This window comes from Microcoleus pseudofavosus SVA1_A4, assembly GCF_036700565.1.
Lineage (GTDB): Bacteria > Cyanobacteriota > Cyanobacteriia > Cyanobacteriales > Microcoleaceae > Microcoleus.
This window is the reverse complement of the sequence record NZ_JAUBPE010000012.1, coordinates 54,129-65,695: the sequence shown is the minus strand read 5'-3', so window position 1 is coordinate 65,695 and position 11,567 is coordinate 54,129. Positions and strand designations below refer to the sequence as shown.

Annotated in this window: 14 protein-coding genes; 7 read left to right on the top strand and 7 right to left on the bottom strand. The window is 47.4% G+C overall.

Features of this window, described 5'->3' with window-relative positions; genetic code table 11:
• Positions 1 to 80: 80 nt before the first annotated feature.
• Positions 81 to 1,172, top strand: a complete 1,092-nt coding sequence (locus QUA02_RS07705; protein WP_333026468.1) for an acyltransferase family protein — start codon at positions 81 to 83, stop codon at positions 1,170 to 1,172.
• Positions 1,173 to 1,460: 288 nt separating this feature from the next.
• On the opposite strand, the gene QUA02_RS07700 is transcribed toward QUA02_RS07705, so the two are convergent.
• Positions 1,461 to 1,706, bottom strand: coding sequence for a ribbon-helix-helix domain-containing protein (locus QUA02_RS07700; RefSeq protein WP_333026467.1), 246 nt, complete (start codon positions 1,704 to 1,706; stop codon positions 1,461 to 1,463).
• 207 nt (positions 1,707 to 1,913) lie between these two features.
• Positions 1,914 to 3,026, bottom strand: a complete 1,113-nt coding sequence (locus QUA02_RS07695; RefSeq protein ID WP_333026466.1) for a formylglycine-generating enzyme family protein — start codon at positions 3,024 to 3,026, stop codon at positions 1,914 to 1,916.
• A gap of 406 nt (positions 3,027 to 3,432) precedes the next feature.
• Between QUA02_RS07695 and QUA02_RS07690 the strand changes: the two genes are divergently transcribed.
• Together QUA02_RS07690 and QUA02_RS07685 are read left to right on the top strand one after the other, a co-directional pair.
• A complete protein-coding gene (locus tag QUA02_RS07690) occupies positions 3,433 to 4,365 on the top strand; it encodes a M23 family metallopeptidase (protein ID WP_333026465.1) in 933 nt (310 codons plus the stop codon).
• A gap of 205 nt (positions 4,366 to 4,570) precedes the next feature.
• On the top strand, positions 4,571 to 5,107 hold the full coding sequence (locus QUA02_RS07685; protein ID WP_006631395.1) for a late competence development ComFB family protein: 537 nt from the start codon (positions 4,571 to 4,573) through the stop codon (positions 5,105 to 5,107).
• A 154-nt stretch (positions 5,108 to 5,261) separates the two neighbouring features.
• Here the strand turns inward: QUA02_RS07685 and QUA02_RS07680 are convergent, their stop codons facing one another.
• Positions 5,262 to 5,399, bottom strand: a complete 138-nt coding sequence (locus tag QUA02_RS07680; RefSeq protein ID WP_333026464.1) for a hypothetical protein — start codon at positions 5,397 to 5,399, stop codon at positions 5,262 to 5,264.
• Positions 5,400 to 5,403: 4 nt separating this feature from the next.
• On the bottom strand, positions 5,404 to 6,117 hold the full coding sequence (psb29, locus tag QUA02_RS07675) for a photosystem II biogenesis protein Psp29 (protein WP_333026463.1): 714 nt from the start codon (positions 6,115 to 6,117) through the stop codon (positions 5,404 to 5,406).
• Between the two features lie 341 nt (positions 6,118 to 6,458).
• Between psb29 and QUA02_RS07670 the strand changes: the two genes are divergently transcribed.
• Positions 6,459 to 7,079: a chromophore lyase CpcT/CpeT gene (locus tag QUA02_RS07670; RefSeq protein WP_333026462.1), complete on the top strand. Its 621-nt coding sequence runs from the start codon at positions 6,459 to 6,461 to the stop codon at positions 7,077 to 7,079.
• Positions 7,080 to 7,339: 260 nt separating this feature from the next.
• Here QUA02_RS07670 and QUA02_RS07665 read toward each other — a convergent pair whose 3' ends face one another.
• Both QUA02_RS07665 and hemF read right to left on the bottom strand, forming a co-directional pair.
• Positions 7,340 to 7,702 carry an STAS domain-containing protein gene (locus tag QUA02_RS07665; protein WP_006631392.1) on the bottom strand — a complete coding sequence of 121 codons (363 nt, stop codon included), beginning with the start codon at positions 7,700 to 7,702 and terminating at the stop codon, positions 7,340 to 7,342.
• 60 nt (positions 7,703 to 7,762) lie between these two features.
• Entirely contained in the window at positions 7,763 to 8,806 is a 1,044-nt protein-coding gene (gene hemF, locus QUA02_RS07660; RefSeq protein WP_333026461.1) for an oxygen-dependent coproporphyrinogen oxidase, read from the bottom strand.
• 190 nt (positions 8,807 to 8,996) lie between these two features.
• Here hemF and QUA02_RS07655 point away from each other — a divergent pair, with 190 nt between their 5' ends.
• The 3 genes from QUA02_RS07655 (at position 8,997) to QUA02_RS07645 (ending at position 11,277) form a co-directional block, all read left to right on the top strand.
• Positions 8,997 to 10,067, top strand: coding sequence for an Mrp/NBP35 family ATP-binding protein (locus QUA02_RS07655; RefSeq protein WP_333026460.1), 1,071 nt, complete (start codon positions 8,997 to 8,999; stop codon positions 10,065 to 10,067).
• Positions 10,068 to 10,261: 194 nt separating this feature from the next.
• Complete coding sequence (locus QUA02_RS07650) at positions 10,262 to 10,453, top strand: NAD(P)H dehydrogenase subunit NdhS (protein ID WP_332977793.1); 192 nt, start codon at positions 10,262 to 10,264, stop codon at positions 10,451 to 10,453.
• A 155-nt stretch (positions 10,454 to 10,608) separates the two neighbouring features.
• A complete protein-coding gene (locus QUA02_RS07645) occupies positions 10,609 to 11,277 on the top strand; it encodes an HAS-barrel domain-containing protein (protein WP_333026459.1) in 669 nt (222 codons plus the stop codon).
• 8 nt (positions 11,278 to 11,285) lie between these two features.
• Here the strand turns inward: QUA02_RS07645 and QUA02_RS07640 are convergent, their stop codons facing one another.
• Positions 11,286 to 11,519, bottom strand: coding sequence for a DUF7336 domain-containing protein (locus tag QUA02_RS07640; RefSeq protein WP_333026458.1), 234 nt, complete (start codon positions 11,517 to 11,519; stop codon positions 11,286 to 11,288).
• Positions 11,520 to 11,567 lie beyond the last annotated feature (48 nt).

Below are 11,567 nucleotides of genomic sequence, written 5' to 3'. Positions count from 1 at the left end.
TAATGTGTTGACTATGTTTGGCGCGTTGACTATAGTTGAGGAACAAGCGCAAGTGCCACTCTTGAACAAGGTATATTCTCATGACAAAGAGTTCAACTCCTCACAAAAAGCTTAACCTCTTGCAAGTTTATCGAGGGATTGGGGCTGTATTGGTGGTAATGTTTCACCTCAACCAGATGAGCGCGGAAAGATTAAATCAAGTTACTTTTTTTAATCTATTTCAGGCTGGGTGGAGCGGTGTTGATTACTTTTTTGTATTGAGCGGTTTTATCATGGTGTACGTTCACCGATCGGCGATCGGTAAAAAAGACCAGTTAAAATCATTTTTAGTCAAGCGCACCGTCAGAATTTACCCCATTTATTGGATAATTACTCTCACAGTTTTAGCCTTCTTTCTAGTAGTCCCCGGTTTTGCCAATAATAAAGATTTAAGTATTCAGCACATATTTTTATCTCTGCTTCTGCTACCTCAGAATGATAAACCAATCTTAGATGTCGGCTGGACTTTGATTTACGAACTGTTTTTTTATCTGCTGTTCAGTATAGCTATCTGGTTCAAACCAAAGTATTCTGTGCCCATACTTTCGACTTGGCTATTTCTGACGGTGCTCCATTATTTAAAAATAGTAGATTTTGGTCGCGACGGTTTTTTGCTAAATATAGTATTTGGCAACATGAATCTAGAATTTGTCTTAGGCTGCTTGGCTGGCTATACAGTGATTAAATTTGGCAGTAAAATTAGCAAAAATCGCTGGATTTTGTTTGGGGTAGCAAATTTAGGATATCTAGCTTTATTAATATTTGCGGCGGCGAACAACATAGAAATAGAGAGAATCAGCACTTTTGGAGTCCTGGCGGCTTTGTTAATCGTAGGTTCGGCATCGATCGACCTTAACGATTCTCCAAAAGTTCCTAAATTTTTGACGTACTTGGGAGATGCCTCTTACTCAATATTTTTAATCCACAGCCCGATCGTATCAGCAATTACCAAAGTGCTGCAAAAGGCAAATTTAGGAAAATATTATGATGGATTTTTTGCCCCCGCGTTGGTAGCACTGATAACTGTAATTGCTGGCTGCATCTTTTACTCTTTAATCGAAAAACCACTGACTGTTTATCTGCGGAAAAATGTAGTTGAAAAAATGAGCCTTCCCAAGACACAAGCAGGCTAATTGTAGGGTGCGCCGATGCCAGATGTTCGTCGAATTTGCAGCTTGTAGATGCGACGCACCCTACTACTCTCTTTGCCGTCGGTTCAGGAAATTAAGGCGATTCCCTACTGGATCGCTAAGCTTTACGGAGTTTTTGAAATATTATAATTTAAGGGCGATCGCCCTTGATTTTTCTGTCCCCTTGACATACTATACTATCATGGGAATCTGTGCGGTCATATAATATCATGTCCGCTCAATCGCTGATAATATAAGTAGGTTGGGTTGAAGAATGAAACCCAACCATGTTTAATGTTTGTCGTCAAGTTGAGACACCAAGTGAGTACGTTTTTGCTCCCACCAATCATCGGTAATCTCTACAGAATTGCCACTATCCAAACCTGCCAACAATAATGACTCAACCCCTGCGGTTCTTGCTTGTTCTTGGCGAATTAGGTGCAAGATATATTCCGCTGCATTGCTGTAGCCTCCAATTGCGACTTGTTCGTTAATAAATTTTTGAATTGAATCGGGAAGAGGAAGATTGAGGGTCATATTTTTTATTCTTCCTAATGTGCGATCGACTTTAGCATATCTTAAATATTATAAATCAGATTTCATTTATTTCCGTTTGTGTAGGGTGCGGATGTGTGAGATTTTCGCTCGCATTTGCAGATTGTAGAAGGCGACGCATCCTGCAAAGAATCGAGAGAGAAAAGAGCAGAAGGGCTAGAGAAAAGAGAAGAGCCCTCGCCGAGAAAACTAGGACGGGGAAGAAACCGACGCTACCGCTACGCGAAAACCGAACCCCCAGTCGTCGCCACCCGCCGCACCCCAGATACGCTTGGCACTGCGGCAATAGTCCGCATCGTTGTACCAGGCACCACCACGCAGCACTCGGAAATCATTTGTGTCAATTTCCCAGGAACTTCCGTCAGTTGGTGCACCGTTATAGCTATCGTGCCAGTTATCGCTGCACCACTCCCAAACATTGCCGTGCATATCGTACAGTCCAAAGGCATTGGGGGGAAAACTCCCGGCATCTATGGTTTGTTCGCGGTAAATTCCTCTGGGGGCTTTTGCGTAGGACTTGTTTCCTTTATGGTTAACTAAATCGGTGGTGATGGTTTCCCCCAAATGAAATGGGCTTGTTGTACCCGCACGACAGGCGTATTCCCATTCTGCTTCACTCAGGAGGCGATATTTTTTCCCGGTTTTTTGTGAGAGTTTGCCACAGAATTCGACGGCCATATTCCACGAGACATTTTCTACAGGACGTTTTTCACCTTTGAAATAGGATGGGTTGTTTCCCATCACTGCTTCCCACTGTGCTTGGATAATGGGGTATTTGCCTGCAAAAAAAGCTGGTAGCGTGAGTCGATGCCGTGGACTTTGCTGATAATTTACTCCTGCTTCGCTGTTGGAGGAACCCATCATAAATGTGCCACCGTAAATATAAACCATTTCCAGCACAATTGAGTTACCTAAGTCTTCAGGGTAGAAGTGAGCAAAGGAATGACTGTGGCTGTTTTCTTTTCCTGTAGCATTTACTGTGATGACATGAAATTCAAATGTAGGAAGAAAGTCTTGCAACTGTAGTTTTATCTTTAAATCATCCCTATCTTTCAGCAGTGAATAGGCAGCAGATTGTACTGACATTGACTCATCCCGCAATGCTCCAATTATCAAATCTAAGCCTGCATCTCCATATTTCAGCGCATCGGAGAGTGCGGCGATTCTCACTTCGACAGAGGGCAAGGCCAATCGGCTTTTAACGCCGGCAATTCCTCCCAGTACCGCCGCACCGACAGGAATTGAATTTTGCCCCCCTTTGACGGCATCATATTCTCTGGGTTGATTTTGCTCATTTGGCATGGCATTTTGACCTTTCTATGATTAACCACTGTGGCATTTACTTAATAAATAGGTCAACTACTCAAAACTTACCCAGTTACGCTACAAAGTCGGCAAATCGTGCGTTGGGTTTTGCGCTTTTACAGGCTACATTTACATACTTGGCGTAAGTCCTAATACCAATTCTCGCCTCGTCTTGCTTGCAACAATGATGAGTGTGGGTTTGTTTACGCTCACTATTCTGCATCGGTGCGTCGCTCAAAGATTGTGGATATTATTTAAGATTTTTGATAGCGACGCACCCTACAGATACTGTTGTATGACTTTTGAGAATTAGTATAACATTGCGTTATCCTTTGCAGTGAAAGCGTGCTAGAGTTAGCTACTTTGTGTAACATTAGCTAGATAAGAATTTAGGATATCGGTGATGACGAATGTAAATCAAGGCAACTGCCGACAAAGTGCAAAAATAATTGTGAATCCTATTTTCCGGTGGGGAGGGTTGAAGGCAAAGCAGCTAACGGTGAGTTTGAGTGGGGGAATTGTTGCGGGCCTTCTGAGTGTGGTATCTGCCGCGCAAGCTTTGCAGGTGCAGGTGACACCCGCAAATCCCGAACTCGGAGATACGCTGTCAGTAGTCATTCAGGTAAACAGCAGCGCCACTCCCACGGTTTCTGTACAGCAAAAAAATTACCCGGCTTTTCCAATGGGCAACAATCGCTTTCGCGCTTTGCTGCCGACAACTCCGGTAGAGAATGCCGGTACCCGCCAAATCCAAGTCGCCGGTGACGGACAAGTGCAGAAGTTGAGCGTGCAAGTTCGATCGCGCAATTTTCCCACTCAATCTATCACGCTGCCTCCGGGTAAAGACCAAGAAGGTACTGACGCGGAATTCGATCGCGTAGACGCATTTAAAGCACTGGTGACACCCCAAAAGTTCTGGGACGGCAAATTGTTGCGCCCCAACTACGGCGAAATTACCACTACTTACGGCGTGCGCCGGTACTATAATGGAGTATTTGCTAAAGACTACTACCATCGCGGGGTGGATTACGCCGGCGATTACGGTTCCCCTGTCATCGCACCGGCCGCCGGTCGGGTGTCTCTCGTGGGACGCGAATCCCAAGGGTTCAAAATCCACGGGAATGTCGTTGGTATCGACCACGGTCAAGGGGTAGCAAGTATTTTGATGCACCTCAGCCGGATTGATGTCAAGGAAGGGGATTTCGTGAAAGCCGGTCAAGTAATTGGTGCTCTGGGGTCAACGGGAGCTGCGACAGGCCCTCACCTGCACTGGGGACTTTACGTAAACGGGCAGTCCGTCGATCCCGTACCTTGGCGGCTTCAGGGAGTCGAGTAGGAATTTTTACGGGTTTTGACGAATAAAGCCGTCAATTATGGGGTAAGTTTGTGGCTAGGGTGTGTAGATTACTGTTATGGGTTATCAGTATTGAGTTAGGATTTGTATAAAAATTCTCAACTCAATCCTCAAAACTCGAATCTCAAGACGCAAGCAATCGCGTCTTCACAAAAGTTTATTGATGATGCCGTTGAGTGGGAAGCATATGAGTATTGAAAAAATTGTTGAACAGGCTTTGCAAGACGGCTATTTAACCCCGTCTATGGAAGCTGAGGTGGGACGGATATGCAATACGGCTTCGGAATTGTCGATCGAAGAGTACATGGCTCTCGATCGTCTGATGGGATCTTTGTTGACCGGGGAAGTTGTTGTTCTGCCGCGCAAACAGTTCATCAACGTGATGGAAGAGTTGGTGCTGAGCGATGCGATCGCTCGGGTGGCCGAAATTGAGGCGACGAGCGACCTGAGTCTGGATGTGGGAGATATTGCAGCTTATGCTTTAAATCGGCTGCCACCTCTTTACGCTACGACGGAAGAGGGAGCTCACTTTCAACGGGCTAGGGCTAAAGAGCAACTTCACGATTTGATTTCCAAAGAAGTCAACGCAGCGATCGCCCGCAACTTGGACAGGCCCGACACCCCAAACCCCACAGCTTTGGGCAAGTCTTCGGGAAACGAAGTTCTTTCACAGCTAAGCACTTGGCTGCAAGCTAACGCCACTAATTTTGAGCCGCAGCCGTAGTACCGCGCCCAACAGCTCTATCTTGGTTAGGTCGATCCCGCTCAATTCATAAAGCGGGATTTCTAGTTTTTGAGCAACCAACATTCATCTCAAGGCACAAGGCCGAAGCCAGAATTCAAGAAAAAACATTAAAATTTAAGAGTTTTTTTATTTGTTACCTAAAATAAAAAAATCCCTCTTCCTTCTTCCTGACATCCGTTACATCCGTTACATCCGTTGCCGAACTTCCTTCTTCTTGACATCCGTTACATCCGTTGAGCGAATCCGTTGCCGAACTTCCTTGTTTCTTCAAACGATTAATTTTTGCTGTCAGAAGAGTCTGCCGAGGGGGCGACGGTAACTTTTGTCTCTCGTTTTTCGCGTTTTTTCCGTTCCGCTTGGATGACATCTTGAAGCACTATTCGCGCTTGGGCCATTTTTTCCAAATTGCTGCGGTACAAATCTAAATCTTTGCTAACTTTGTCTTCTGGGAGGTGCAATGCCGCACAGACTTTGGCGATCGCGTCGTTTCGCGTTTCTTGGTCTTTTACCATATCGGGGTCAGCTTTTTCTAACAGCGAGAACAAACCGATCGCGAACAAGCGGCTGTACTTAAATTGAGGGTTGCTGGCGATCGCCCCTAAAGACGCTTGCAAATCTGCTGTATCTTCAAAGCTAGTCGAGCGATCGAGCCACGAGAGCAACTGGGCCCCGGAAAGTCGCCCCGCCAAGCTTTCCAATCGGTAAGCGTCTTGCTTGTAGCGTTCGGGATCGTTTTCTAGGGACTTGCACAAACCGTTAAAAATCGAAAGTCTGTCTGCTTCTGGGGCGTACCCGAGCATGAATCGATCGAAAGCTGTCACCACACCCAAAGCATAAATCGGGTCGTATTGAAAATCGGCATTCGCCGAAAGCAAGTGCATTTCTACCATCAACTCTTCCACCACTCGACGGTAAATTGAGTTGATCGGTCGAGTGTGAATCGTATAGAAACTTCGCTTAGTATCTGAAACAGTACGGTTATTGTTCACCTGAGTTTTATAGATAAATAATTTTGCCGCAGCGGGGGTGCCAGCGCGGCGTGAGTAAAGTCGGGGGAGTCGATGTGCGCTCGGGCTGACAAAAATTGCCAGTTTTGTTAAGCCGTGGCGGCTCAAAAGCGAGGCAAAATTTTACCAAGAAGATTTTACTCGCGATCGGCAGCAACAATTAATATGTCGCACAACGAGGGTAAAACCCCAGTATCTTTACAATCATAGCTCTTCTGGGCAAGTCAGAAATCTAATCTTCTGACTTGCCCAGAAGAGCTCTCGCAAGGGATAGCACAATAACTTTTTACTGTCAAGTCCAAATCCTCAAAAATCCAACGAACATGACAATTTCTCCTGAATTAAGAGCGTTAGCCAAGTACATGGCGGGCGAATTTGACAACCGGGAACAAGCGCTAGCAGACCCGGCTTGGTACGTCCACCTTCGTTTGTGGCAAAGACCGCTGCCCGTTCCTCTCTTGGACGAGCCCAGCATTGCCCTGTTTGCCGAACAAGCCAACATTCTGGAATTAGATAAGCCATACCGCCCCCGCATCGTGCAACTGAGGCACGTCAAGAGGGCGCCGGGACTTATAGAAGCTCAGTATTATATGTTCAAGGATATCGCAGCCGTCAAAGGAGGCGGTCGCAACCCCGACTTGCTTGGAAAGCTAACGAAGGAGCAAATCCAACTCCTCCCCGGCTGCACCCTCTCGGTTGCGGTGCAAAATTTAGGCTCAAACGGCTATCGCTTTCGGGCATCTTTGCCGGAGGGCACTCGCTGCGGCTTTGCCTACGGGGGGCAAAATTACCAAGTAGACTTGGGATTTGAAGCCGCAGGCGAGGAATTTCTCAGCTACGACAAAGGAATAAGCCCCACGACTGGCAAAGCTATCTGGGGAGCTTTAATGGGCCCTTTTAGATTTGTCAAGCGTCAGGATTTTGCTTCTGAGATAGTGGGGTGAAGCAAGAAGCAACAAGAAAGAAGGAAGAAGGAAGAAGGAAGAAAGATTTAGTTATCGTCGCGAGAGAAGGCAAGACTTTACCTTGACGTATTCTTCTACTTCAGTGTTTTGGTGAACGTCTCAACCTTTCAAGAAAGGAAGAAGGCAGAAGGAAGCAGGTCAAAATTTACCTGCTTCCTGTTCTTCTGCTGGGTTCCGGCGCGCTTGTGAGTCTCAATCTGAAGTTGCGCGCGACACCGCAACAGACACAAAGCAGGTACTCAACTTGCGCGCGGCACCCCCTCTAGAGCTTCTTCTTCCGTTTCAAATATTTCAAACACAGAATCCATCATGGTGACTTCAAACACCAGTTTGGCTTCTGGATGAACATTGCAAATGCGGAAACTTCCCTTAACTTTATCCGCATCCCGCATACCTGCTACAAGTGAGGTCAGGCCAGAACTATCGATAAAGTTAACCTGACCAAGATTCACTACGACATGGCGGCTGAGTTTGGAAATACACTCTTGCAACTTGAGGCGGAATTGCCAAGCTGTCGTGATGTCCAACCGTCCTGTCGGTGCTAAGACGATAACTGTTGTACCGTCTTGAAGCGTGTGGGTTTTTTGATCAATATGAATCACTGACCCTTCCCTCAAATTTATTACTATTTATCGCGGTGGTTACTTTCTGAGTAGTTTAACTCAGGTCGGTGACTGCTGAGGCATCCAATTCGCCCAATCTTGCGGTTTTAAGAACTTTGAGTAGAGTTCAGCTTCTGGAGAGTTGGGTTCTGGCTCGAAGCAATATTCCCAGCGTACCAGAGGTGGCAGGGACATCAGAATCGATTCGGTGCGTCCGTTGGTCTGCAAGCCAAAGGTCGTGCCCCGATCGTACACTAAGTTAAATTCAACGTAACGGCCGCGGCGGTAAAGTTGGAAATTACGCTCGCGATCTCCGTATTCTTTCGATCGGTGCTTTTCAATAATTGGGGTGTAAGCCGGCAAAAATGCGCGGCCGCAGTCCTGTACGAAGGCGAACAGCGACTCCCAACTCCTAGGTTCCGGCACCCCGATGCTGTTGCTGCACTCAGCGGCCTTGCCTTTGACATTGTGGTCGCGGTAAAGCGGGGCTTGAGCGCTTTGGTAGTCAAAAAACAGGCCGCCCACGCCGCGAGTTTCTTGGCGGTGGGGGAGGTAGAAATATTCGTCGCACCAGAGTTTAAATGTCGGATAATATCCGGGATGGTGGCGATCGCAAGCTGCTTTCAGAGTTTTGTGAAAATGAGCTGCATCCTCAGCCAACGGATAATAAGGAGTCAAATCGACACCGCCCCCAAACCACCAAATCGGCCCTGCCTCAAAATAGCGGTAATTCAGGTGAACGGTAGGCAAGTAGGGATTGCGGGGGTGCAGCACCATAGAAGTGCCAGTGGCATAGAAATCGTGACCTGCAGCTTCTGGGTGCTTGGCCAGAATCAAAGCAGGCAAACTTTCGCCCCACACCTGGGAAAAATTGACTCCCCCTTGTTCAAACACATTGCCTTCGCGCATGACGCGAGAACGTCCGCCGCCGCCTTCGGAGCGTTCCCAAGAGTCCTCCTTAAATTTGCCGCCACCATCGAGCTGTTCGAGGGATTGACAAATTTCGTCTTGTAGGCTTTTCATAAATTGGCTGACTCTAGCTCTAGAGTCAGCCGGCGGCAAAAACGGGGAAGTGGCTGTTTTAAGAGTTGTAGAAACTGTCATAAGAATTTCTGTTGTCAGATTTGAGTCTTAGATGGGTGATGATTCCCAAATCCAGTCGTCATGTAATTATGCCACCGCAGGTCTACAAATGATCGCAATGAAGATACATTAAAAAATAGCAATAAAAATATACTTAAACCTGCGATCGAAAATTCGCTAACCCAATTGCAGAGCTATGGTGGAGAACACAATGCCCAAGACACTCGATGTTAGTTCAGTTTTAGAAATCCTGCGACCCGTGCAAGACCCCGAACTGCAAAAAAGTTTGGTGGAATTGAACATGATTCGTAACATCAAAATTGACGGCGGTGTCGTCAGTTTTACTTTAGTGCTGACAACGCCTGCTTGCCCGCTGCGAGAATTTATTGTCGAAGATTGCCAAAAAGCGGTCAAACAGTTGCCAGGAGTCGAAAAAGTGGCGGTGGAGGTTACAGCCGAGACCCCGCAGCAGAAGGGAGTGGTCGATCGACAAGGCATAGAAGGCGTTAAAAATATCATCGCAATTTCCAGCGGCAAAGGCGGCGTCGGCAAAAGTACGGTGGCGGTAAATGTGGCAGTAGCGCTGGCGCAAACCGGCGCGAAGGTGGGTTTGCTGGATGCGGATATATATGGGCCAAACGACCCGACGATGTTGGGTTTGGGGGATGCGAAAGTGATGGTTAGGGACGGAAAAAGCGGTGAAAGCCTCGAACCCGCGTTTAATTACGGCGTCAAATTGGTGTCGATGGCGTTTTTAATTGACAAAGACCAACCCGTGATTTGGCGCGGCCCGATGTTGAACGGGATCATCCGGCAGTTTCTCTACCAGGTGAATTGGGGCGATTTAGATTATCTGATTGTGGATATGCCTCCGGGTACTGGAGACGCGCAGTTGACAATGGCGCAAGCGGTGCCGATGGCTGGTGTTGTGATCGTGACTACGCCGCAGACTGTGGCTTTGTTGGACTCCCGCAAGGGGTTGAAGATGTTCCAGCAGTTGGGAGTGTCGGTATTGGGAATTGTGGAAAACATGAGCTATTTTGTGCCGCCGGATATGCCCGACAAGCAATATGATATTTTCGGTTCCGGCGGCGGGGAAAAGACGGCTGCTGAGTTGGGAGTGCCGCTGTTAGGCCGCATTCCGCTGGAAATTCCGTTGCGGGAAGGTGGCGATTCCGGTGTGCCGATCGTGGTGGGGCAACCGGGTTCTGCTTCGGCGAGGGAGTTGCGGGCGATCGCGGGTCGCATTGCTGGTAAAGTTTCCGTAGCAGCCTTAGCCTAAGTCACATCTTGCATTGTTAATCAGCTTTTGATGGGCGGGCGGGACGCCCACCCCACAAGAAACCTGTTTAGTTTGTAGAACAGGCATCTTGCCTGTTTAGTTTGTGGAACAGGCCGGAGTGCCTGTTTTAGCATCAAGTCTGGATCGCCAAGAAACGGTAAACTATAAACAGCAAACATAACATTCAAAAAATTATGATTTTTCCTGGTTCGGCAGTTCGAGTTAAAGATAAGGGCGAAATTTACTACGCTTTTCAAGGACAAGTCCAGCGAGTTACCGACGGGAAAGTCGCGGTATTGTTTGAAGGCGGCAATTGGGACAAGCTGATCACGTTCCGGCTATCGCAGTTGGAACTTGTGGATGCTACGGCTGGCCGCGTGAAATAGTCAGTTGGTTGTTGACAGTTGTCAGTTGACAGTTGTCAGTTGTAAGTAGTTATTGTTTATTAGTAACCACTTACAAATAATAATAAATAACAACCAACTGCCAACAACCAACTGCCAACAACCAACTGCCAACAACCAACTGCCAACTGACTAATATGCGTTTACCTTTACCCCAATTTGCTACAAAAGAGCGCCATCCCGATCGCATTGCTGAAGTCATCGAGACGGCAACTTCGGAGTTTCTGGCTCAATGTTTGGAACCGGAAGACTTGAGTTTTCCGGCGATGCCGCCTTTTGGGAGTTGGGTGAAGGCCCAGGATGAAGAGTCGAAAAATCAAATCTACGGTGTGGTTTACTACGCGACGACTAGCCCGATCGACTCGGTACACAGAGCTCGCGCTTTGGGTTTGTCGCTGGAAGAGTTGCGGGAAGAACAACCGCAGATTTTTGCGATGCTAAAAACCGAGTTTCGAGTGGCGATTGTCGGGTTTGAGGCTGCGCCCGAAAGGTTGAACGGTCACGGCCCATCGAGGGGTAAAATTTATCAGTATTTGCCGCCGCGCCCGCCGCAAATTCACCAGGCGGTTTATCGCTGCGAACCGGATGAAGTTATTGATTTTACGGTGCAGTTGGATTTTTTGAGGACGCTGCTGGGAGTGACTAATGCGCCGGTGGATGCGCTGACGGCGGCGGCGATTCGGGAGATTTATCAGTTGCGGATGCGCGATCGATCTTGGTTGGTGGAAGCGGGGAGGAGTTTGAGTGTTTTGTTGAAGGATGATTACGATCGGTTGCGGGTGATTTTGAGCCAGATTCATCCGTAGGGTAAAGGTTAAGAATCAGAATAATAAACAGTGACATAGCCGTCGATCCAGTGGTCTTGATCCAAGGGATAACAGCTTATATGAAAGCCTTCTGGGGCATCTATAAAACCGGGTTGGGAGAGCATTCTTGCCTTAGCAGCTTCGGCTAATGTTTTAGTGGAATAAATACCGATAATTTTTACGTCTTCGCGGTCGTCTCCGAATTCATGGACGTGCTGAAGAATAAAGACATTAACCATCATGAAAATCCTTTCATAATCGCTTTGTAGGTTGATTATAATACATAGGAT